Origin of the sequence: Rhabdaerophilum sp. SD176, assembly GCF_030143245.1 — a bacterium.
Lineage (GTDB): Bacteria > Pseudomonadota > Alphaproteobacteria > Rhizobiales > Beijerinckiaceae > Rhabdaerophilum.
Genome location: NZ_JARJNS010000001.1, coordinates 189,065 through 211,723, shown reverse-complemented (window position 1 = coordinate 211,723; position 22,659 = coordinate 189,065). Strand labels below are relative to the sequence as shown.

The window sequence follows — 22,659 nt, the reverse complement described above, 5'->3', positions numbered from 1 at the left end:
CCTGCTCGGCGTCGCATTCGCTCCCTGGCTTCGGCGGTGCCGGAACCAGGGTGTTTCGTTACTTGATGTCGGCGAGAAGGCGGACGCGGACCATCTTGTCGGGATTGGTCACCGCGCCGTTGTTATTGCGGTCGCCGCGCTTGATGCGGTCGACGAATTCCATGCCCTGAACGACCTTGCCGAAGACGGTGTACTGGTTGTTCAGGAACTGGGCATCGGCAAAGCAGATGAAGAACTGCGAATTGGCCGAATTGGGGTTCTGCGCGCGCGCCATGCCCAGCGTGCCGCGCACGAAGGGTTCGCGCGAGAATTCTGCCGGCAGGTCCGGCAGATCGGAGCCGCCGGTGCCGTTGCCGCGCGGATCGCCGGTCTGGGCCATGAAGCCTTCGATGACGCGATGGAAGACGATGTTGTCATAGAAGCCGCGCTTGGCCAAAGTCTTGATGCGCTCGACATGCTTGGGCGCGAGGTCGGGCCGGAGCTGGATCAGCACGCGGCCATCTTTCAGGTCAATCGCGAGCGTGTTGTTGGGGTCGAGCCCGGCCTGCGCCAAAGCGAGGCCCGGGACAAGGCCGGCAAGACCGGCGAGCAGCGTACGGCGAAGCATGGGATCTCCTCGGGGTTTCTGGGGATGGGTGCCGGATCAGGGCCGGCTGAACTTGGCCGCCAGCGCGGCGCGCACCTGTTCGGGCACGAAGCTGCTGACATCGCCACCCATCCCCGCGATCTGGCGGACAAGCGTGGCGGTAATCGGGCGGACATTCGGCGAGGCCGGCAGGAAGACGGTCTGGATATCTGGCGCCATCTGCCCATTCATGCCGGCGAGTTGCATCTCGTAGTCAAGGTCGGTGCCATCGCGCAGGCCGCGGATCAGCATGGTGGCGCCGTGGCGGCGGGCGGCATCGACCGTGAGATCGTTGAAGGTGGTGATGGTCAGCGGCTTGCCCATGGCCAACGGCCCGGCCACGGCCTGGAGCATCGCGATACGCTCGTCTGCCGTGAAGATCGGCGCCTTGCCGGGATGCGTGCCGATGGCGATGACCAGTTCGTCCGCGATCGCGTAGCTGCGGCGAATGACATCGAGATGCCCGTTGGTGGGCGGGTCGAAGGAGCCGGCATAGAAGGCGATATGGGGCATGGGCAGCGATCCGCGGGGCGATGAAGCCAGCTATCGGGAAATCCGGGGAAACTCAAGCCAAACCGCCGCGACGCTGGCTCAGCGCGGCATCTGCAGAACGGCCTCGACTGCATCCGGCAGGCCGGACATATGGCGGATGACAGCAACGGCGCCGGCCTGTTCGAGCCTGTCCTGCAGGTCGACGATGCCGTTGCTGGCGCCGGAAAAGCCGATCACCCGCATCCCGGCCCGCCTGGCGGCCATCACCCCGGCCACCGAATCCTCGATGACAACCGCATGATGCGGATCGACGCCGATCTGGCTCGCCGCATAGAGGAAGACATCCGGGGCCGGCTTGCCGCGCGCCACCTGCGTCGCCGAATAGATATGCGGCTCGAAAAGATCCGCGAGGCCGGTCTTGCGCAGGTTGCGCCAGAGCGGCTCGAGGCTGGTCGAGGAGGCCACGGCCCTGTTGCCGCCGATCGTGGCAATGGCCTCGGCGACCCCGTCGATCGGCTTCAGTTCGATGGCCATGCGGCGATAGATCTCGGCATTGATCGCCTCGTTGAAGCCCTCCGGCAGCGGCCGGCCGATCTCGGCGCGCAGCATGGCCCAGGTTGCGGCAACCGGGATGCCGTTGAAACGGCTGTTGAAGGCCTCCATCGTGATCGGATAGCCGATCGAACTCAGCGCCTCGGCGCAGACCGACCCCGCAATATGCTCGCTGTCGATCAGCGTGCCGTCACAATCGTAGATGATCGCATGTTCCATGCAGGTGCCTTAGTCGACTCCCCTCCGGTTTCAAAGGCAAAAGACCAGACGGTTCGGGCTTGCCTTTTCCCGCGAAGGCCCGTGAACTGCCGAAAACGGGGGAGGTTCCGATGCCGATCGACAATGCCGCCAAGTTCGTCGCGCCGTTCCGGGTGACGAATGGCCGGAAATTCTCGCTGGCCGACCATGCCTGCGACAGCCTTGGCGGGCACGCGATCGACAAGGAGGAAAGCAAGGCGTTGCTCGAGGAAGGCAAGGTCCGGCTGAAGAAGCTGCAGGAACTGCTCTATGCTGCCGATCAATGGTCGGTGCTGATGATCCTCCAGGCGATGGATGCGGCCGGCAAGGATTCGACGATCGAGCATGTGATGAGCGGCGTGAACCCGCAGGGCTGCCAGGTGCATTCCTTCAAGGCGCCCTCGCCCGAGGAACTCGACCATGATTTCCTCTGGCGCACCGCCAAGGCCCTGCCCGAGCGCGGCCGGATCGGCATCCATAACCGCTCCTATTACGAGGAGGTGCTGGTCGTTCGCGTGCATCCGGAGTTTCTTGGCGCGCAGCGTCTGCCGGAAAACGGCTTTGGGAAGAAAGCCGGAAGCGAGAAATTCTGGGAGGAGCGGCTGGAGGCCATCGCCGATCACGAGCGCCATCTCGCCCGGTCCGGCATGCGGATCATGAAATTCTTCCTGCATGTCTCGAAGGACGAGCAGAAGGAACGCCAGCTCGGGCGGATCGACGATCCGGCGAAGAACTGGAAGTTCAATGCCCGCGACGTGGCCGAGCGCGCCCATTGGGAAGAGTACATGGCGGCGTATGAGGCGGCGATCCGGGCCACCGCCGCGCCGTATGCGCCGTGGTATGTCATTCCGGCTGATCGGAAATGGTTCATGCGTCTGGCGGTGATGCAGGCCATCATCGCCGAAATGGAGGGCCTCGATCTCGCCTTCCCGACGCTCTCCGTCGATGCGATGAAGAAGCTCGGCGAAGCCCGGAAAGCTCTGCTGGAAAGCTGACCCTGCGTCAGTTTGCGGCAATGTTGTCGATGAGCCGCGTCCGGCCGAGTTTCGCCGCCACGAGGATCCTCAGTGACTGCCCGGGCCGGGGCTCGTCGACCGGAGCGAGGCTCGCCGCATCGCGTACGGCGATGTAGTCCACCTCGAAGCCGGCGATTGCCAGTTCCGTCCGGCCCCAGGTCTCGGCCGCGAGGATGGCAGATCCCTTGCGCAGCTTTTCCGCACAACCCTGCAGGATCTCCTGGATCTTCGGGGCCAGGGCACGCTCCTCGGGCGAGAGATAGACATTGCGCGAGGACATGGCGAGGCCGTCCGCTTCGCGCACCGTCAGGCCGGCAAGGATCTCGACCGGGATATCGAGATCGCGGACCATATGCCGGATGACCGCGAGCTGCTGGTAATCCTTCTCGCCGAAAATCGCGCATTCCGGCAGGGCCTGCAGCAGCAACTTGCTCACCACCGTCGCCACCCCGCCGAAATGCGTCGGGCGGAAGGCATCTTCCAGCCCGACTTTGGCCGGCCCGGCCACCGTGACCGTGGTGGCGAAACCATCCGGATACATTTCCTGCACAGTCGGCGCGAAGACGGCATCGGCGCCTATTTCAGATAATTGTTGAAGATCACGCTCGAACGTTCTCGGATATATCGAGAAATCCTCGTTCGGCGCGAATTGCGTCGGGTTGACGAAAATTGACACAACGGCCCTGTCCGCTTCCTGCCGGATGCGGTTGACGAGGCTCAGATGGCCGACATGCAGCGCGCCCATCGTCGGCACGAGGCCCATCGTCTCGCCGGCGCGGCGGCATTGTTGCCGCCAGGCCCGCAGGGCGGCCACGCTACGCAGGACCAGAGGCTGTCCCATTCCTGTCTCCCCGACTGGTGGGGCATGCCCTTGCCGCATTTCACGGCAAAAGGCCAGCCCCTCCGGCGCGGTCAGGTCTGCTCGACATAGAGCTTGCCGCCGGTGGCGAGAAACTCCCTCGATTTCTCCGCCATGCCGGCTTCAACAGCCTGCATCTCCTCGATGCCGGCATTGAGCTTGCGGGCCTCATCGCGCAGGTCCTGCGTGATCTTCATCGAGCAGAATTTCGGCCCGCACATCGAGCAGAAATGCGCGACCTTGTGGGCGTCCTTCGGCAAGGTCTCGTCATGATAGGCCCGCGCGGTATCGGGATCGAGCGCGAGGTTGAACTGGTCCTCCCAGCGGAAGGAGAAGCGCGCGCGGCTCAGCGCATCGTCGCGAATCTTCGCGGCCGGGTGGCCCTTGGCGAGATCGGCGGCATGGGCGGCGATCTTGTAGGTGATCACGCCCTGCTTCACGTCATCGCGGTTGGGCAGGCCGAGATGCTCCTTCGGCGTGACGTAGCAGAGCATGGCGCAGCCGAACCAGCCGATCATGGCGGCACCGATACCGGAGGTGATGTGGTCATAGCCCGGCGCGATATCGGTGGTCAGCGGCCCGAGCGTGTAGAACGGGGCCTCGCCGCATTCGCGCAGCTGCTTGTCCATGTTTTCCTTGATCTTGTGCATCGGCACATGGCCGGGGCCCTCGATCATCACCTGGCAACCCTTGTCCCACGCCACTTTGGTCAACTCACCGAGGGTTTCCAGCTCGGCGAATTGCGCGCGGTCATTCGCATCGGCGATCGAGCCCGGGCGCAGGCCGTCGCCGAGGCTGAACGAGACATCGTATTTCCGCATGATGTCGCAGATCTCGTCGAAGCGCTCGTAAAGGAAGCTTTCCTTGTGATGCGCCAGGCACCAGCGCGCCATGATCGAGCCGCCGCGGCTGACAATGCCGGTGACGCGGTTGGCCGTCAGCGGCACGTAAGGCAGCCGGACGCCGGCATGGATGGTGAAGTAATCCACGCCCTGCTCGGCCTGCTCGATCAGCGTGTCCTTGAACACTTCCCAGTCGAGCTTGACCGGGTCGCCATCGACCTTTTCCAGCGCCTGGTAGATCGGCACGGTACCGATCGGGACCGGCGCATTCCGCATGATCCAGCTGCGGATATTGTGGATGTTGCGGCCGGTGGAGAGATCCATCACCGTATCCGCGCCCCAGCGGATCGCCCAGACGAGCTTCTCGACTTCCTCGGCGGCGCCCGAAGTCACGGCCGAGTTGCCGATATTGGCGTTGATCTTGACCAGGAAGTTCCGGCCGATCGCCATCGGCTCCAGCTCGGTATGGTTGATATTGGCGGGGATGATCGCCCGGCCGCGGGCCACTTCCTCGCGCACGAATTCCGGCGTCACGAATTCCGGTACGCTGGCGCCGAAGCTCTCGCCATCGGCCATGCGCTCCTTCGCACCGGCAAGGGCGGCCTCGCGCGCGAGATTCTCGCGATGGGCGACGTAGATCATCTCCTCGGTGATGATGCCCGCCCGTGCGAATTCGTACTGGGTGACCATCTGGCCCGGTTTCGCGGCGCGGATGGTGCGGTTGGCCGGGCATTCCGGGACCAGCTTGTCGACCGGGATGTTGCCGTTGTCCTCCGGCTTCACGGCGCGCGGCGCAATGGCCTCGAAGCCGCGCTTCGCGATCCAGCCCTCGCGGATCTGCGGCAGGCCGTTCCGGAGGTCGATGCGGGCATCGGTTTCGGTGTAGGGGCCGGAGGGATCATAGATCCGGACCGGCGGCTCCAGCGGGTCGCTCAGCATCACCTCGCGGAACGGCACCCGGATGTCCGGATGGGCGGCGGGCGCGGCATAGACCTTGCGCGATCCGATGATCGGGCCGGTGGTCACGGTTTCGGGCGCGGGCTGCACATTCTTGGGCGAGACGGGCTTGTTCATGGGGTTCCTTCCTTGCCGCGGCAGAGCCGCGCGGTTCCGGGCTGGCCGCCCGGCGGCCGTTCGGCCTTCGAAGATCCCGCGCCGGTTCTCCCCATCGGGAATTCCCGGGCGGAACGAGGGTCACGACGGAAAGGAAAAGCGGTGTTGCAGCACCAGACCCGTCCCTTCGCCGGCATGACCCGGATCAGGTTCTAAGGGTGCTTGGGTTCATTCCCCCAATCTCAGCCGCCGATGCGACGCCCCTCGGATAAAGCCAGCTTATCGGTTTTTGTGGTCCGGGCAAGCAGCATCAGGAGAGCAAGGGCAATCAGCCCTCGCCCTCGCTCTCGCCTTCATCACCTTCGTCGCCCTCCGGCTCCGAGACCCGTTCGACCGAGACGACCTTCTCGCCATCAGCCGTGTCGAACACGATCACGCCCTGCGTCCCGCGGCCGGCCACGCGGATGCCGTTGACCGGGCAGCGGATGAGCTGGCCGCCATCGGTGACCAGCATGATCTGGTCCGTCTCCTCGACCGGGAAGGACGAGACAAGATCGCCGTTCCGCTCGTTGACGGCCATGGCCACGATTCCCTTCCCGCCGCGCCCGGTAATCCGGTATTCGAACGAGGAGGTCCGCTTGCCGTAGCCGTTCTCGGAGATGGTCAGGACGAACTGTTCCTGTGCGCTCATCTCGATATAACGCTCGTTCGGCAGGGCGAAGCCGGCATTGGCCTCGACTTCGCCATCGGCGCCTTCATCGGGGCCGACCTCGCCGTTCATGGCACGGCGCATCTTGAGATAGGCCGCGCGCTCGTCCGAGGAGGCCTCGGCATGGCGCAGGATGGTGAGCGAGATCACGCGGTCCTTGCTGCCGAGATTGATTCCGCGCACGCCGGTGGAATCACGGCCCTTGAAGACGCGAACCTCGTCCACCGAAAAGCGGATGCACTGGCCAAGGGCTGTGGTCAGCAGCACGTCATCGGCTTCCGAGCAGGTCGCGACATCGACGATATGATCGCCCTCGTCCAGCTTCATCGCAATCTTGCCGTTGCGGTTGACCTGGATGAAATCCGACAGCTTGTTGCGGCGGACATTGCCGGATTCCGTGGCGAACATCACGTCCAGCGCATCCCAGGTGGTCTCATCCTCCGGCAGCGGCATGATCGTGGTGATGCGCTCGTCCTTGTCGAGGGGCAGCATGTTGATCAGCGCCTTGCCACGGCCATTCGGCGGCGCGATCGGCAGCCGCCAGACCTTCTCCTTGTAGACCTGCCCGGCCGAGGAGAAAAACAGGATCGGCGTATGCGTGGAGGCGACGAAGAGCCGCGAGACGAAATCCTCGTCGCGTGTGGACATGCCGGAGCGGCCTTTCCCGCCGCGCCTCTGGGCGCGGTAGGTTGAGAGCGGGACGCGCTTGATGTAGCCGGAATGCGAGAAGGTGACGACCATGTCCTCGCGGGCGATAAGGTCCTCGTCCTCCATATCCGAGTCCGAATCCGTGATCTCGGTGCGGCGCGGCGTGGCGAAAGCATCGCGGATCTGGGTCAGCTCGTCGCTGATAATGCTGTGGATGCGCACCCGCGACGAGAGGATGTCAAGGAAGTCGCGGATCTCTGCCGCGATCTTTTCCAGTTCGCCGGCGATCTCCTCGCGCCCGAGGGCCGTCAGGCGGTTGAGGCGCAGTTCGAGGATGGCATTGGCCTGCCGCTCCGAGAGCCGGTAGGTGCCGCCTTCCGTGACGCGGTGGAGCGGATCATCAATCAACGCGATCAGCGACTCCACCTGCTCCGCCGGCCAGTCGCGCGACATCAGGCGCTCGCGTGCCGTCGGTGTGTCCGGCGAGGTGCGGATCGTGGCGATGACCTCGTCGATATTGGCGACTGCGATGGCGAGGCCGACAAGGACATGCGCCCGGTCCCGCGCCTTGTTGAGGCGGAACTTGGTCCGGCGGCTGATCACCTCCTCGCGGAAGGCGATGAAGGCCGAAAGCAGGTCCTTCAGATTCATCAGCTCCGGCCGGCCGCCATTGAGCGCGACCATGTTGACGCCGAAGCTCGATTGCAGCGCCGTGTAGCGGTAGAGCTGGTTGAGCACGACATCGCCCACCGCATCGCGCTTCAGCTCGATGACGATACGCATGCCCTGGCGGTCGCTCTCGTCGCGCAGGTCGGCAATGCCTTCGAGCTTCTTCTCGCGCACGAGTTCGGCGATCCGCTCGATCAGCGTGGCCTTGTTCACCTGATACGGGATCTCGCTGACGATGATCGCCTCGCGATCCTTGCGGATTTCCTCGATCGTCGCCCGCGCCCGCATCACCACCGAGCCGCGGCCGGTATGGTAAGCCGAGCGGATGCCCGAGCGGCCGAGAATATAGCCGCCGGTCGGGAAATCCGGGCCGAGAATGATCTCGTTCAGGTCCTCGATCTCGAGTTCCGGATTGGCCATCAGCGCCAGAGCGGCGTTGATGACTTCGCCGAGATTGTGCGGCGGGATGTTCGTGGCCATGCCGACGGCAATGCCACCCGCGCCGTTGACCAGCAGATTCGGGAAGCGCGCTGGCAGAACCGTCGGCTCATGTTCCGAGCCATCGTAGTTCGGCTGGAAGTTGACGGTGTCCTCGTCCAGATCCTCCAGCAGGGTCACTGCCGGCTTGGACAGGCGCGATTCCGTGTAGCGCATCGCTGCGGGCGGATCACCATCGACAGAGCCGAAATTGCCCTGCCCGTCGATCAGCATCAGGCGCATCGAGAATTCCTGCGCCATCCGGACCATGGCGTCGTAGATCGACTGGTCACCATGGGGGTGATACTTACCGATGACGTCACCGACGACGCGGGCCGATTTGCGATAGGCCTTTTCCGGCGTGTAGCCGTTTTCGTGCATCGAGAAGAGAATGCGGCGATGCACGGGCTTCAGCCCGTCGCGGGCATCCGGCAGCGCCCGGCTCACGATCACGCTCATCGCATAATCGAGATAGGAGCGCTTCATCTCGTCCGTGATCGAGATCGGACGGATATCGGAGCCGTCTCCGGAGGGAAGACCGGGCTTTTTGTCGTTCTGGTCGTCGGACAAGGATGAATCCCAAGTTCAGAGAAACGGGTCTTCGGCATGGCCGGACCGGGCGGGGCCCTGCCACATGCCTGTCCGCTGTCTTCTAGGCGATTCCGCGGCGAGATGCGAATGCGGCATGGGGATAAGTCCCCTCACCCGGCCACGATCCGGTGCATGATCCGTTCCGGGAGGAAGGTGAAGGCCCCTGCCAAGAAAAAGCTTGCGGTAAGGCCGACCAGCATCTGGCGATGGCGTTCGACCGCATGGTTACGCGCCGCTTGCCACGCGCCGTAGCAAGAGGCGAGCGTGAGAAGGGAGAGCAGGTGGATCAGGCCGAACCCGGCTATCGAATACCGGAACCGCGAGGAGATGGTCAGCGAGGTAAGTGCCACGGCGATCATGGCGAGAAGCCAGAGCCGCCCAGTCAGTCGGTGGCCCGGACTGCCCTTGCGGAAGCCGACGAACTGGAATGGCGTGAGTGCGACAACCAGCAGTGCCGAGAGAATGTGAAGCTTGACAAAGAGCGGGGCAGCATAAAAAGGCGCTAGGGTCATGGCGCGGTCCTGTCGCCTCGCATTGAATGTAATGTGTACTTACATCGGTTTTCAGCGCCGGCAAGGCGGGAGATGGCAATGAGCGCAGCGGTCACCGAGTATTTTCTCGCCGCCCTGACAACGCTGATGGTCACGGTTGATCCGCCGGGCCTGGCGCCGATCTTCCTCAGCCTGACTGTCGGGCTGACACCGGCCGAGCGGCGGAACGTGGCTGTCCGCGCGACGATCATTGCCGGGGCAATCATGCTCGGTTTTGCCTTTTTCGGGCAGCCGGTGCTCGGCGCGCTCGGCATCGGCTTCCCGGCCTTCCGGATTGCCGGCGGTTTGTTGCTGTTCTGGATTGCGTTCGAGATGATTTTCGAGTTGCGGGGCCGGCGGAAGAACAATGTGGCGCGCACGGCCATCGACGAGGACCATATCCGCAACATCGCGGCCTTTCCGCTGGCCATTCCGCTGATGGCAGGGCCGGGCACGATCACCGCGACGATGCTGATTGCGGGTTCGGCCGGTGGAGACGGCGTGAAACTTGGCGCGCTGGTGGCGGTGATCGCGCTGGTCTCGATCTCGTGCCTGCTGGTTTTCCTGATCGCCGACAGGCTGTCGAAGCTTCTGGGCGTGACCGGCAATCTGGTGCTGACCCGTCTGCTGGGGGTGATCCTCGCCGCTTTGGCCGTGCAGTTCGTGATCGACGGGATCAAGGCTGTCCGCTGAGCAGGCCGGACTATTTCAGCGTCTTTTTCCGGGCCTTGAAGACCGGTGATTGCTCGAGCGGCAAAGCCGTCGTCGCCTTGATCTTCTCCATCGCGAAGCGCGACGTCACGTTCTTGAGCGGAACGGCCTTGATCAGCCGGCGGTAGAAATCGTCATAGGCGTCGATACCAGGCACGACCACCCGCATCATGTAGTCGACATCGCCGGACATGCGGTAGACATCGACGACCTCCGGCATGTCCTTCACGGCTTCGGCAAAGCGGGCAAGCCAGCCTTCGGAATGATCCGATGTCTCGATCGAGACGAAAATCGTCACGCCGAGACCAAGTTTCGCAGCATCCAGAATGGCAACCCGGCGCGCGATGATGCCTGACTCCTCCATCTTGCGGATGCGGTTCCAGCATGGGGTCGGCGACAGGCCGACGCGCGAGGCGATCTCGTTCAGGGGAAGCGAGCCGTCTGCCTGGATCAGCGACAGGATCGCCCGATCGAAAGAATCCATTCCGCGCCTCCAGAAACCCTTTTGCTTCTCCTGCCCCGAAACGGTCGACCGTTCCTGAAGCCGATCCGAATTTGGAAGGATTTCCCTATATCAATTGCTTCAATTGTCAATGGAAGAAGATTTTTCTAAATCAAGGCCATGTCGGGCTGCCAGAGCCAGCCCCTAGAGGATCGACTCATGTTCCTTCATCGTCGCTTCGTCCTGGCTTCCCTTGTTGCCGGCGCCTTGCTGACACCGCTGGCCGCCGCTTTGGCTGGCACGCCGTTGCGTGGCCTGATCGATGCCGGTGGCCTCTCCGCACGCCTCGGCGACCCAAACCTTGTTGTCGTGGATATCCGCTCTGGCGAGACGCACGAAAAGGGCCGCGCCCTGTTCCAGGCCGGGCATATTCCCGGTGCGGTCCATGCCGATTACGGCCATGCCAGCTGGCGCCTGCCGCGTGAGAATACCTCGCTCTACCTGCCTGAGCCGGCGCAGTTCGAGGCGCTGGCCGGTGATCTCGGCATCGCGCCGGAATCGGACGTGGTGATCGTGCATGAGGGTACCGACAGCAGCAGCTTCGGCGCGGCGGCGCGAGTCTACTGGTCGTTCAAGGCCATGGGCCATGCCTCGATCGCCATTCTCGATGGCGGCTACAAGGGCTGGACCGACGTCAAGGCCCGCCCGGTCGCTACCGGGGATACAACGCCGGTTCCTGCTATCTACGAAGCCCGGCCTGACGAAAGCCTGCGCGCCCGGCTGGGAGACGTGCTGAAGGCGCATGAATCCGGCACGCTGCTGGTGGACAGCCGGCCGGAAAGTTTCTTCAGCGGCAAGGAAAAGCACAAGGCCATCCCGGTGGCCGGCCATATTCCAGGTGCTGTCAACATCTCGCATGCCCGTGCCTTCACGGCCGACAACCGACTGAAGGACAAGGCCTCGCTTGCCCGTGAATTCAGCGCGGCGGCCAATGCCAGCGGTGCGATCGCCTATTGCAACACCGGCCACTGGGCGGCGACTGACTGGTTCGTGATGAGCGAAGTGCTCGGCCTGCCCGGCGTGAAGCTCTATGACGGCTCGATGCTCGAATACTCGCTGGAGAAAAAAGGTCCTGTCGAGAAGCCTGCTGGCTCGGGTTCCTGAACAACCCCCGGCTCTCCTGAAGGAAGCTCCTCAAACACGATCCGGTTGCTGTTGAGCTGGATCGGCCCCGGAAGCCCGTCCTGTCCCTGCAGGGCGGGCTTCGCTTGCCGCTGTGGCCCTGTGTTTGGCGGAGGTGCTGTGTGGTGCAGCCTCGCCGATCAGAACGGGATGTCGTCATCCATGTCGGGGCGGCCGCCGCCTCCGGACGGGCGCGCCCCGCCACCACCGCCGCTACCGCTGCCCATGCGCGGCGCGGAATAGCCACCGCCGCCCATGTCATCGACCTCGCGCGGGGCACTGCCGCCGCCTTCGCGGCCGTCGAGCAGGGTCAGTTCGCCGCGGTAGCGCTGCAGGACGATTTCGGTCGAATAGCGTTTCTGGCCATCCTTGTCCTGCCATTCGCGGGTCTGCAGCTGGCCCTCGACATAGATCTTCGAGCCCTTGCGGAGATATTGCTCCGCCACCTTGGCGAGGTTCTCGTTGAAGATCACGACGGAGTGCCACTCGGTCTTCTCGCGACGCTCGCCCGACTGCTTGTCGCGCCAGCTTTCCGACGTGGCGATCCGGAGATTGACCACCGGGTCGCCATTGGCCAGGCGACGGGTTTCCGGGTCCCGCCCGAGATTGCCCACGAGGATTACCTTGTTCACGCTACCGGCCATGGCCTGCTCCCGAATGCTGCCGTTCCATCCAACTTCGCCGCACCTTAGTGAGGTGCCAGCCCCGGGGACAGAAGGTCGTTGTCCTTGTCCACAGCGCCCCTGCACAAGGCCGGAAACAAAAAATTAACCATCTGTCCCATAGCCTGTCTCGATGGTGGGCTGCCGTCGCTTTGCTTTCTCCACGGCAGGCTCCCCCAACAATCAGAAGATGAAGTGAAGCTGTCTCCACGGCGCGCACCCCGCGCGCCGCACGTCCTGCCGTTGTCTCTGACGTCAAGCGCCCTGGAGGTTCTGATGAAGCTTGGTTCTGCTCTTCTTGTATTGCTTGTTCCGACCGCTGCCCTTGCCCATAGCTGGTATCCCTATGAATGCTGCTCCGACCGGGATTGCTACCCCGTGGCGGTGGAGCAGGTGAAGTCCACCACCGGGGGCTGGATGCTCCTCGACGGAACCTTCATCGGCCACCGGGAAGCCCGGCCCTCTCCCGATGGACGGTTTCATGTCTGCCGTCATGAAGACGGCAAGGGAAAGATGATCTCGATCCCCGGGAAACCGGCCTGTTTCTGGGCTCCCATGGGCGCCTCCTGACGATGCTCCGAGGATTGCTGACAAGGTATGTCAGCAATTCGTGATGTTGTTCGCTTTTTGTTCTAGACGGATGTCTCGGCCTGTGCAAGGGTTGTTTTACAGGAAAGCGCGGTCGGGAATGTCGATTCCCGGTTGAAGCCCCCTGCCCCCCGCCTTACTTGAGCAGGAACAGCCCTCTCCTCAGCCGGTTTGTCATGACGCAAGCGAAATCCACCCGCCGCAAGGAAGCGGCGCAGGTCGAAGCCCTGTTCGACGAAGCCGCTCTCAGCTTTCCGGGCGAGCGCGTGATCGCTGTCCGCGGGGCGCGCGAGCACAATCTGAAGAATGTCGATCTCGTCATTCCGCGCGACAAGCTGGTGGTGTTCACCGGGCTCTCCGGTTCGGGCAAGTCTTCGCTTGCCTTCGACACGATCTATGCCGAGGGGCAGCGCCGCTATGTCGAGAGTCTCTCGGCCTATGCGCGGCAATTCCTCGAGATGATGCAGAAGCCCGATGTCGACCAGATCGACGGGCTCTCCCCGGCCATCTCGATCGAGCAGAAGACGACGTCGCGCAACCCGCGCTCGACGGTTGGCACCGTCACCGAGATCTACGATTACATGCGCTTGCTCTGGGCGCGGGTCGGTGTGCCCTATTCCCCGGCCACCGGCCTGCCGATCGAGAGCCAGACCGTCAGCCAGATGGTGGATCGCGTGCTCGCCCTCCCGGAAAAGACGCGCGCCTATCTGCTCGCACCGGTCATAAGGGGCCGCAAGGGCGAATACCGCAAGGAACTCGCGGATTTCCTCAAGCGAGGCTACCAGCGCGCCAAGATCGATGGCCAATATCACGAACTGGCCGAGGCGCCGGCGCTCGACAAGAAACTCAAGCACGATATCGACATTGTCATCGACCGGATCGTCGTCCGGCCGGATATCGGCTCGCGGCTGGCCGAAGGGTTCGAGGCCGCGCTGGAGATGGCCGACGGGATCGCGATCCTCGAATGGGCCGACGAGAAGGACGAGAGCGGCCAGCCGCGCCGTATGACCTTCTCCTCGAAATTCGCCTGCCCGGTTTCCGGTTTCACCATTTCGGAAATCGAGCCCCGGCTGTTCTCGTTCAACAATCCGTTCGGCGCTTGCCCGTCTTGCGGCGGGATCGGCCACGAAATGCGCGTCGATGCCGGCCTGATCGTGCCGGAGGAAAGCCTGAGCCTGAAGAAGGGCGCCATCGCGCCCTGGGCCAAATCCTCCTCGCCCTATTATGGCCAGACGCTGGAGGCGCTTGCGGCGCATTACGGCTTCTCGATGACGAAGCCCTGGAAAGACCTGCCGGACAGCGTCAAGCTGGTCATGCTCTACGGCTCGGGGCAGGAGCCGATCCGCTTCGCCTATAGCGACGGCACGCGTGCCTACGAGGTGAAGAAGCCGTTCGAGGGGATCATCACCAATCTCGAACGCCGCTACAAGGAGACCGAGAGCGACTGGTCGCGCGAGGAAATCCAGCGCTACATGTCCGAGACGCCGTGCTCGGATTGCCACGGCCACCGGCTGAAGCCCGAGGCGCTGGCGGTGAAGATCGCCGGGAAGCATATCGGCGAGATTGCCCGGCTCTCGGTGCGCGATGCCGGCCAATGGTATGAATCCCTGCCCGGCAGCCTGACAGCGAAGCAGAACGAGATTGCCGGCCGCGTTCTGAAAGAGATCCGTGACCGGCTGCGCTTCCTCAATGATGTCGGGCTCGACTATCTCACCCTGTCGCGCGGCTCCGGCTCGCTTTCGGGCGGGGAAAGCCAGCGCATCCGGCTGGCCTCCCAGATCGGTTCCGGCCTGACCGGTGTGCTCTATGTGCTGGACGAGCCGTCCATCGGCCTGCACCAGCGCGACAACGAGCGCCTGCTTGGCACGCTCAAGCGCCTGCGTGACCTTGGCAATTCGGTCATCGTTGTCGAACATGACGAGGATGCGATCCGCGAGGCGGATTATGTCGTCGATATCGGGCCCGGCGCTGGCATCCATGGCGGCCGGATCATCGCGCAGGGCCGGCCCGAGGAGGTGATGGCCCATCCGAAATCACTGACAGGCGATTATCTCACCGGGCGCAAGCAGGTGCCGGTTCCGGCGAAACGGCGTTCGCCGCAGAAAGGCAGGATGCTCCGGCTGGTTGGCGCGCGGGGCAACAATCTCAAGCAGGTCGATGTCGATATCCCGCTCGGTCTCTTCACCTGCGTGACCGGGGTTTCGGGCGGCGGCAAGTCCACGCTCGTTATCGAGACGCTGTACAAGGCCGTCGCCCGCCGGCTCAACGGGGCGATGGACCACCCCGCCCCGTTCGACCGGATCGAGGGGCTCGAGCTGCTGGACAAGGTGATCGATATCGACCAGTCGCCGATCGGGCGGACGCCGCGCTCCAATCCGGCCACCTATACGGGCGCTTTCACGCCCATCCGCGAATGGTTCACCAACTTGCCGGAAGCGAAGGCGCGCGGCTATTCCGCCGGGCGCTTCTCGTTCAACGTCAAGGGCGGGCGATGCGAGGCCTGCCAGGGCGATGGTGTCGTCAAGATCGAGATGCACTTCCTGCCGGATGTCTATGTCACCTGCGATGTCTGCAAGGGCAAGCGCTATGACCGCGAGACGCTGGAAGTGAAGTTCCGCGACAAGTCGATCGCCGATGTCCTCGACATGACGGTCGAGGAGGCTGCGGACCTGTTCAGGTCGGTGCCGTCGATCCGCGAGAAGATGGAGACGCTGGCCAGGGTCGGTCTCGGCTATGTCAAGGTCGGTCAGCAGGCCACCACGCTTTCCGGCGGCGAGGCACAACGGGTGAAGCTCTCGAAAGAATTGTCGCGCCGTTCGACCGGACGGACGCTCTATATCCTCGACGAGCCGACGACCGGCCTGCATTTTCACGATGTCGCCAAGTTGCTCGAAGTGCTGCACGAGCTGGTCGAGCAGGGCAACAGCGTCGTGGTGATCGAGCATAATCTCGAGGTCATCAAGACGGCGGACTGGGTGATCGATATGGGGCCGGAAGGCGGCGATGGCGGCGGCCGCGTGGTGGCCCAAGGCACGCCGGAAGCCGTTGCCCGCCACCCGGACAGCCATACGGGGCGGTTCCTCGCGGATGTCCTGAAGCGGCGGCCCCTCAAGGGCAGCGCCGGATGATCCTGATCGGGCAATTCGATTCGCCCTTCACCCGCCGGGTCGCCATCACGATGCGCCTCTACGGGATCCCGTTCGAGCATGCGCCCTGGTCGGTCTTCGGCGATGCCGACCGTATCCGCGCGTATAATCCGCTGCTTCGTGTGCCGACCCTGGTGCTGGAGGATGGCACGGCCCTTGTCGACAGCCAGGCAATCCTCGACCATCTCGACGGGCTGGTCGAGCCGGAGCGCCGGCTGTTGCCCGCCGGCGGGCTGGTACGGGCGGAGGCGATGCGCATCTGCGCCGTTGCCGGGGGTGTCGGCGACAAGGCCGTGGCCCTGTTCTACGAGTTGCGCCTGCACGAGGCCCCTTCCGCCTTCTATGTCGAACGGTGCCAGCGCCAGATCCGCGACGGTCTCGCCTGGCTCGAGGCGGCCTATGCCACGCGCCCTGGTCCGTTCTGGAGCGACGACAGGATGAGCCAACCGGACATTACGGCCGTGTCGATCCTGCGCCATCTGGGCGAGGCGCATCCGGATCTCGGCCGGCTCGAGGCCCATCCGCGGCTGGCCGCGCTCGCTGCACGGCTCGAAGCCACGGAAGTCTTTCGGGAAATCACGCAGCCTTTCATTGCGCCGTCCAGCTGAGGCCCAGGCGGTTCTCGCGCAATCATTAAAGTTTTATCAAACAGGCATGCGTAATCCGCATATCTGGTGGCCGCTGAGGCGCCAGCTCTGCCTAGACTTTGCCTTTTTTGCACTGCACATAAGCAGCCATGCCCAAGACGACGGCAGCGTCCCTCACGGTGATGCAGCGGCAGTCGGCGGGTCGCGACATTCAATTCTGGAGAAGACCCATGATCCTGACCCACATTATCGCCCGCATCCAGTCGTGGCTGCGTTTCCGTCGGAATGTCGAGATCCTCTCGCAGCTTTCCGACCGCGAGCTCGCCGATATCGGCCTGAACCGCGGCAGCATCGAACAGGCGGCCCGCCAGGCAGTCGGCGCCTGAGACAACGGGCAGGCCCGGATGTTCTCCCCGTCCCGGCCTGCCCGTTTTCCTGCTTCACGCGGGTCAGGCGGCAGACCTCTCCCACCTGGCGCCTGACCTCGCGTGTTGTCCCTACGCGTATCGGCTAACTCCCGGCCCTTACGTGCGAATGGCCCGCTTCGGCGGGCCTTTTTTTATGCGCCCCCTCGCCTTCGGCCGCGCAAACGACTATTGACCGGGCATGAACCGAAACCTTTCCCCGATCCATGTTGTCGGCGGTGGCCTGGCCGGCAGCGAGGCGGCTTGGCAGATCGCGCAGGCCGGTGTTCCCGTCGTGCTTCATGAAATGCGGCCACGCCGCATGACCGAGGCCCACAAGTCGGAAGGGCTGGCCGAACTGGTCTGTTCCAATTCCTTCCGGTCCGATGATTCGGATCTCAATGCCGTCGGGCTGATCCATGACGAGATGCGCCGGCTGGGCTCGCTGATCATGCACGCGGCTGACCGGCACCAGGTGCCAGCCGGCTCCGCGCTGGCGGTGGATCGGGATGCGTTCTCGGGTGATGTCACGGCCCGGCTCGAGGCCCATCCGCTCATCATGATCGACCGGAACGAGGTTGCGGGCCTTCCCCCGGAGGAATGGGACAGCGTGATCCTGGCAACGGGACCGCTGACATCCCCGGCATTGGCGGAGGCGATCCGTTCGCTGACCGGCGAGGATTCGCTGGCCTTTTTCGATGCGATCGCGCCGATCGTCCATCGCGAGTCGATCAACATGGATGTGGCCTGGTTCCAGTCCCGCTATGACAAGGCAGGTCCCGGCGGTACCGGGGCAGATTATATCAATTGCCCCCTCGACAAGGCGCAGTACGAGGCCTTTGTTGCCGCCCTCATTGCCGGGGAAAAAGCCGAATTCCGCGCGTGGGAGAAGGATACGCCGTATTTTGACGGCTGCCTTCCGATCGAGGTGATGGCCGAACGCGGTGTCGAAACGCTCCGGCACGGGCCGATGAAGCCGGTCGGACTGACGAACCCGCATGATCCGACCGTGAAGCCCTATGCCGTGGTCCAACTCCGGCAGGACAACAAGCTCGGCACGCTCTACAACATGGTCGGTTTCCAGACGAAGCTGAAATATGGGCCGCAATCGACGATCTTCCGGATGATTCCCGGCCTCGAACAGGCAGAATTCGCCCGGCTCGGCGGCATCCACCGCAACACCTATCTCAACTCGCCCCGCCACCTTGATTCCGTTCTGCGCCTGAAGGCCCAGCCGCGCCTGCGCTTTGCGGGGCAGATCACCGGGTGCGAGGGCTATGTCGAGAGCGCGGCGATTGGGCTTCTGGCGGGTTTGCTGGCCAGTTCAGAAAGGCTCGGTCGCGCGCTGGCGGTGCCTCCGCCCGAGACGGCGCTCGGCGCGCTGCTCAACCACATTACCGGCGGCCATATCGAGACCATCGATACAGGCCCGAAATCATACCAGCCGATGAACATCAATTTCGGCCTCTTTCCACAGTTCGAGGCTGCCCCGCGTGACGAGAATGGCAAAAGGCTGCGCGGCAAGGACAAGGCAGTGGCCAAGAAGCGCATGATCACTTCGCGGGCCAAAGCTGCCCTTGCAGCCTGGATGGCGGACCATGCGCTCGCGCCTTCCCTGTCCGAAGCGGCGGCGTGAAGCCGATCAGCGGTAGCGCTTGGCCTTCCAGGCCGAGCGACCAATGATCCACCATTTCCGCAGCGGGTTGAGATCGACCAGCGTCTCGAAGGGGCGGTAATCCGCCCGCTCCATCTTGCCGAGATAGGCCGGCACGAGGCAGCAGGCGAGGAAGGCCGGCCGGATCCGCGCATCGATCTCGCCGATCCGGCTGCACAGGGTTTCAAAATGACCCCTCGCGCGCTGCCGCGCCTCGTGCAGGGCAGCCCGGAGGTTGTCGCTGTCCTTGCCCTCCGTGATATCATCCAGCGAGATACCGCAGGAGATGAGCATTTCGTGCGGCAGAAAGCATTGCCGCCGCCGGGCATGGATCGGGAACGCCCGGAGCAGGCCTGTCATGGCATAGCAGACACCGGCATAGCCGCAGAGATCCGCGCTTCCGGGCTCTTCTCCCCCCGCCAGAATTAGCGAGGCCAGCCGGACCAAGGCAGACGAGGTCTCGCCGCAATAACCCTCGAGATCCTGCCAGGTCGGCATCGGATCGTCATAGAGGTCGAAGCTGCGCGCCTCGATCAGCGCCAGCAGCGGTTCAGGCGGCAGGGCATAACGCCGGAGCGTCTCCAGAATCGCAAGGGCGACCGGGTTCTGCCGCCCGGCCTCCTCGCCCCTGCAGGACAGGGCCTCACGCCACCATTGATGGCGAAGCTCCCCCGGCATTGGTTCCGACACGATGTCCCGGATCCGGGCGATCTCGCTGCTGAACGCATAGAGGGCGAAAAGGCCGGGTTGCGCCTCGCGCGGTGCGAACAGGCAGGCCAGATACCGGTCCGGATCAAGCGCTCGCACCTGCGCCATGCAGATTGCAAAAGCCGCGTCCAGATCCCGGCCCGCTCGATCCGCAAGGCCGGGCATGGCGAGTGGCGAATTCATCCAGCCTTTCCTCCCAGTCCCGGATATGGAGCGGGACCGGGCCAAGGAAAGCGGTCTGTCCCCATTCCCTCGTCCTTGGCTGTGGATAGGTTGTTCAAACGGCGATAAGCGCTGCGCCGACCCGGCGCCCCTCTTCGAACAGCACGTTGTAGGTGCGCGCAGCGGCTGCTGTGTCCATCACCTCGACATTGAACCCGAGCTGGCGAAGCGCCAGGGCAAAGGGCGAATCCTGCGGCAGGGCCTTCTCGCCGGTGCCGATCAGCAGCATGTCGAGCTGGTTCATCTCGACAATCACCGGCGTCAGCGAGGATACGTCGATCCGGTTCGGCGAGGTGACGGCCCAGGACTGGATGCCGGTCGGCAACGCGATGATCGAGCCTTGGTGGGACATGCCGGCAAAGCGGAAGCCGCCATTGCCGTAGGACTCGATCTGATGTCCGCCGGGGATGTAGCCGCTCATTTGGTTGCTCCGGAATTGATGGCCTTGTCGGCGTTGCCCGCGGCCGCGCCCACACCTTCGCCGACGCGGACCCCAAGATAAATCAGAATCGGCGCTGCCACAAAGATGGACGAATAGGTGCCGACAACGATCCCGAACAGCATGGCAAGGCAGAAGCCCTGGATCGTATCACCGCCGAAGATCGCAAGAGCGATGAGGGCAAGGATGGCCGTGATCGAGGTGATGACTGTTCGCGAGAGTGTCGAGTTCATCGAGAGATCGAGCAGCTCATGCAGGCCGATCTTCTTGTATTTGCGGAGCAATTCCCGAACGCGGTCATAGACGACGACGGTATCGTTGAGTGAATAGCCGATAATGGTCAGGATCGCGGCGATCGAGGTCTGGTCGAACTGGATCTGGGTGACGGCGTAGAAGCCGATGGTCAGCACCAGGTCATGCATCGTGGCGATGACCGCGCCAACGGCGAATTGCCACTCATAGCGAAACCACAGGTAGACCAGGATGACCATGATCGCCAGCAGAACGCCGATCGTACCGTTTTGGACGAGTTCCTGCGAGACGCGCGGGCCAACCACCTCCACCCGGCGGAATTCATACGCTGCCTCGAACGCGTTGCGCAGCTTGGTTACAACCTGGGCCTGAGCCGCATCGCCGCCCTCCTGGAGGCCGACACGGAGAATCACCTCACGCGGCGACCCGAATTCCTGAACCTCGACATCGCCGAGATTGAGGCCCGACGCTGTCTCCCGAACCTGCGCGATGTTGGCGCGATCCCCACGGGCTTGCAACTCGACAACAGTGCCGCCCTTGAAGTCGATGCCGACATTCATGCCGAGCCACAGGAAGGTAACGACCGAAACGATCGACAGAAGCGCCGAAAGCGGGAACGACACGCGGCGGAACCGCATGAAGCCGAAGCGGGTATTGTCGGGAACGAGGCGAAGGAGCTTCATCGGGATTTCCGGTCAGGACGGGAGAACGGGCGCTTCGACATCATCAGATCGGAACGGATTTCGGCTTGAACCAGCGATACCAGGCCGCCACCATCATCCGCGTCAGCGTAAAGGCGGTAAAGATCGTGGTGGCGATGCCGAGGCTTGTCGTTACCGCAAAGCCCTTCACCGCGCCGGTGCCGACGAGATAGAGGATCGCGCTGGCAAGGAAGCTGGTGATGTTGGCATCAAGGATGGTCGCCAGCGCGCGGGTGAAGCCGGAATCCAGCGAGGAGATGGCTGAACGGCCGGCCGCCTGCTCCTCGCGGATCCGCTCGTAGATCAGCACATTGGAATCGACTGCAATGGCCAAGGTCAGCACAATCCCGGCAATGCCGGGCAATGTCAGCGTCGAGCCGAGCAGAGCCATCAGCGCGATCAGCAACATGAAGTTCACTGTCAGGGCGACAAGGGCGATGATGCCGAAGACGCCATAGGTCGCGAGCGTGAAGATGGAGACCGCCACGAGCGAGACGATCGAGGCCACAACAGCGGCATCGATCGAATCTGCGCCGAGGCCTGCCCCGACCGTGCGCTCTTCCACCAGCGTGAAGCTGGCCGGCAGCGCGCCGGAGCGCAGCAGGATCGACAGCGCGTTGGCGCGCTCGACCGTGAAGCGGCCCGAAATCTGGCCCTGACCCTGCGTGATCGGCGAGATGATGCGGGGTGCCGAAATCACCTTGTTGTCGAGGATGATGGCGAAGGGCTTGCCGACATTTTCAGTCGTGACCTTGGCGAAAGCCTGCGCGCCCTTCACATTGAAGCGGAAGCTGACGACGGGTTCACCCGTCCGCTGGTCGAAGGTCGGCTCCGCGGAGGTCAGGTCCTCGCCGCGGACGAGAACGCGCCTTTCGACCTGAATCGTGCCGCCGCCTTCATCCGTGTAAGGCAGGGTCTCGATCTCGGCCGGATTGGCGCCGGGCTCGGACACCATGCGGAATTCGAGCTTGCCGGGCTGAAGGACGTCGGTGATTTCCTTGGAATTCTGCGCGCCCGGCACCTGCACCACGATCCGGTCGAGGCCCTGGCGCTGGATTGACGGTTCCTTCACGCCCTCGGGGTCGATACGACGGCGGAAGATCTCGATCGACTGGTCGACGGCGCGGCGGATGCGTTCATTGAGTTCGGCATCGGTGATGACGAGCTGGATCAGCCCGTCGCCGAGATCGATAACCTCGAGGCTGCGCTGCCCGGTATTGCCGAGCACGGCATTGCTGACCGGAACCGAAAGTTCCTGGATCTTCGGGAGGATTCGCGTGCGGGCGGCTGCATCGGTGACGCGGAAACTGACCCCTCGGCTCTGCGCGACGATGCCACCTGTCGGGGCCACGCGCTCGGTGCGGAGAACGCGGCGGACATCTTCCTGAAGCTGGCGCACCAGATCCCGGGACAGGCCGGCCTTGTCGGTCTCGAGCATCACATGGACGCCGCCGCGCAAGTCCAACCCGAGCTTGATGGCGCCCTTCGGAACCAGGAAGGACGGCAGCATCCCGGTGATGGCCTTCATGCGGTCCGGTCCGAGTATCGTCGGCAGCGACACATAGGCCGCGAAGAACAGCGTGAAGGCAATCAGGACGGATTTCAGGGTGGATTGTCTGAACATTGACCCTCCCGCCGGGATTCCGGCGGTTCCAGCTTCA

Annotated in this window: 21 protein-coding genes and 1 riboswitch; of the genes, 8 read left to right on the top strand and 13 right to left on the bottom strand. The window is 63.7% G+C overall.

Annotated elements, in window-relative coordinates; translation table 11 throughout:
* Nucleotides 1-58: 58 nt before the first annotated feature.
* The 3 genes from P0652_RS01000 to P0652_RS00990 form a co-directional block, all read right to left on the bottom strand.
* Nucleotides 59-607: a peptidylprolyl isomerase gene (locus tag P0652_RS01000; RefSeq protein ID WP_284176886.1), complete on the bottom strand. Its 549-nt coding sequence runs from the start codon at nucleotides 605-607 to the stop codon at nucleotides 59-61.
* A 36-nt stretch (nucleotides 608-643) separates the two neighbouring features.
* Entirely contained in the window at nucleotides 644-1,138 is a 495-nt protein-coding gene (coaD, locus tag P0652_RS00995) for a pantetheine-phosphate adenylyltransferase (protein WP_284176885.1), read from the bottom strand.
* A 78-nt stretch (nucleotides 1,139-1,216) separates the two neighbouring features.
* Nucleotides 1,217-1,888, bottom strand: a complete 672-nt coding sequence (locus P0652_RS00990; protein WP_284176884.1) for an HAD family hydrolase — start codon at nucleotides 1,886-1,888, stop codon at nucleotides 1,217-1,219.
* 110 nt (nucleotides 1,889-1,998) lie between these two features.
* On the opposite strand from P0652_RS00990, the gene P0652_RS00985 reads away from it, so the two are divergent.
* Nucleotides 1,999-2,901: a polyphosphate kinase 2 family protein gene (locus P0652_RS00985; RefSeq protein ID WP_284176883.1), complete on the top strand. Its 903-nt coding sequence runs from the start codon at nucleotides 1,999-2,001 to the stop codon at nucleotides 2,899-2,901.
* A 7-nt stretch (nucleotides 2,902-2,908) separates the two neighbouring features.
* Here the strand turns inward: P0652_RS00985 and panC are convergent, their stop codons facing one another.
* From panC to P0652_RS00965, 4 genes are all read right to left on the bottom strand, one after another.
* Nucleotides 2,909-3,763 carry a pantoate--beta-alanine ligase gene (gene panC, locus P0652_RS00980; protein ID WP_284176882.1) on the bottom strand — a complete coding sequence of 285 codons (855 nt, stop codon included), beginning with the start codon at nucleotides 3,761-3,763 and terminating at the stop codon, nucleotides 2,909-2,911.
* Between the two features lie 71 nt (nucleotides 3,764-3,834).
* A complete protein-coding gene (gene thiC, locus P0652_RS00975; protein ID WP_284176881.1) occupies nucleotides 3,835-5,697 on the bottom strand; it encodes a phosphomethylpyrimidine synthase ThiC in 1,863 nt (620 codons plus the stop codon).
* 144 nt (nucleotides 5,698-5,841) lie between these two features.
* Nucleotides 5,842-5,951: riboswitch (TPP riboswitch) on the bottom strand.
* Nucleotides 5,952-6,004: 53 nt separating this feature from the next.
* Nucleotides 6,005-8,749, bottom strand: a complete 2,745-nt coding sequence (gene gyrA / locus P0652_RS00970; protein WP_284176880.1) for a DNA gyrase subunit A — start codon at nucleotides 8,747-8,749, stop codon at nucleotides 6,005-6,007.
* Between the two features lie 131 nt (nucleotides 8,750-8,880).
* Nucleotides 8,881-9,282 carry a DUF2306 domain-containing protein gene (locus tag P0652_RS00965; protein ID WP_284176879.1) on the bottom strand — a complete coding sequence of 134 codons (402 nt, stop codon included), beginning with the start codon at nucleotides 9,280-9,282 and terminating at the stop codon, nucleotides 8,881-8,883.
* A gap of 78 nt (nucleotides 9,283-9,360) precedes the next feature.
* Between P0652_RS00965 and P0652_RS00960 the strand changes: the two genes are divergently transcribed.
* Entirely contained in the window at nucleotides 9,361-9,993 is a 633-nt protein-coding gene (locus P0652_RS00960) for a MarC family protein (protein ID WP_284176878.1), read from the top strand.
* A 10-nt stretch (nucleotides 9,994-10,003) separates the two neighbouring features.
* Here P0652_RS00960 and P0652_RS00955 read toward each other — a convergent pair whose 3' ends face one another.
* Nucleotides 10,004-10,495 (bottom strand): Lrp/AsnC family transcriptional regulator, encoded by a 492-nt coding sequence (locus P0652_RS00955; RefSeq protein WP_284176877.1) that lies wholly within the window; start codon nucleotides 10,493-10,495, stop codon nucleotides 10,004-10,006.
* 177 nt (nucleotides 10,496-10,672) lie between these two features.
* Here P0652_RS00955 and P0652_RS00950 point away from each other — a divergent pair, with 177 nt between their 5' ends.
* The gene (locus P0652_RS00950; protein ID WP_284176876.1) at nucleotides 10,673-11,617 is read left to right on the top strand and encodes a sulfurtransferase; all 945 of its coding nucleotides are present in this window, start codon (nucleotides 10,673-10,675) and stop codon (nucleotides 11,615-11,617) included.
* Nucleotides 11,618-11,775: 158 nt separating this feature from the next.
* On the opposite strand, the gene ssb is transcribed toward P0652_RS00950, so the two are convergent.
* Nucleotides 11,776-12,279 (bottom strand): single-stranded DNA-binding protein, encoded by a 504-nt coding sequence (ssb, locus tag P0652_RS00945; protein WP_284176875.1) that lies wholly within the window; start codon nucleotides 12,277-12,279, stop codon nucleotides 11,776-11,778.
* Between the two features lie 84 nt (nucleotides 12,280-12,363).
* Here ssb and P0652_RS00940 point away from each other — a divergent pair, with 84 nt between their 5' ends.
* The 5 genes from P0652_RS00940 (at nucleotide 12,364) to trmFO (ending at nucleotide 18,658) form a co-directional block, all read left to right on the top strand.
* Entirely contained in the window at nucleotides 12,364-12,867 is a 504-nt protein-coding gene (locus P0652_RS00940) for a hypothetical protein (protein WP_284176874.1), read from the top strand.
* 194 nt (nucleotides 12,868-13,061) lie between these two features.
* Nucleotides 13,062-16,013: an excinuclease ABC subunit UvrA gene (uvrA, locus tag P0652_RS00935; RefSeq protein ID WP_284176873.1), complete on the top strand. Its 2,952-nt coding sequence runs from the start codon at nucleotides 13,062-13,064 to the stop codon at nucleotides 16,011-16,013.
* Nucleotides 16,010-16,639 (top strand): glutathione S-transferase family protein, encoded by a 630-nt coding sequence (locus P0652_RS00930; protein ID WP_284176872.1) that lies wholly within the window; start codon nucleotides 16,010-16,012, stop codon nucleotides 16,637-16,639. The genes uvrA and P0652_RS00930 overlap by 4 nt, the downstream gene beginning before the upstream one ends.
* A gap of 209 nt (nucleotides 16,640-16,848) precedes the next feature.
* A complete protein-coding gene (locus P0652_RS00925; protein ID WP_284176871.1) occupies nucleotides 16,849-17,004 on the top strand; it encodes a DUF1127 domain-containing protein in 156 nt (51 codons plus the stop codon).
* 220 nt (nucleotides 17,005-17,224) lie between these two features.
* Entirely contained in the window at nucleotides 17,225-18,658 is a 1,434-nt protein-coding gene (gene trmFO / locus P0652_RS00920; protein ID WP_284176870.1) for a methylenetetrahydrofolate--tRNA-(uracil(54)-C(5))-methyltransferase (FADH(2)-oxidizing) TrmFO, read from the top strand.
* Between the two features lie 6 nt (nucleotides 18,659-18,664).
* Here trmFO and P0652_RS00915 read toward each other — a convergent pair whose 3' ends face one another.
* From P0652_RS00915 to secD, 4 genes are all read right to left on the bottom strand, one after another.
* The gene (locus tag P0652_RS00915) at nucleotides 18,665-19,567 is read right to left on the bottom strand and encodes a phytoene/squalene synthase family protein (RefSeq protein WP_284176869.1); all 903 of its coding nucleotides are present in this window, start codon (nucleotides 19,565-19,567) and stop codon (nucleotides 18,665-18,667) included.
* A gap of 94 nt (nucleotides 19,568-19,661) precedes the next feature.
* On the bottom strand, nucleotides 19,662-20,027 hold the full coding sequence (locus P0652_RS00910; protein ID WP_284176868.1) for an Mth938-like domain-containing protein: 366 nt from the start codon (nucleotides 20,025-20,027) through the stop codon (nucleotides 19,662-19,664).
* Nucleotides 20,024-20,980: a protein translocase subunit SecF gene (secF, locus tag P0652_RS00905; RefSeq protein WP_284176867.1), complete on the bottom strand. Its 957-nt coding sequence runs from the start codon at nucleotides 20,978-20,980 to the stop codon at nucleotides 20,024-20,026. Before secF ends, P0652_RS00910 begins: the two co-directional genes overlap by 4 nt.
* A 43-nt stretch (nucleotides 20,981-21,023) precedes the next feature.
* Entirely contained in the window at nucleotides 21,024-22,622 is a 1,599-nt protein-coding gene (gene secD / locus P0652_RS00900) for a protein translocase subunit SecD (RefSeq protein WP_284176866.1), read from the bottom strand.
* Between the last annotated feature and the right edge of the window lie 37 nt (nucleotides 22,623-22,659).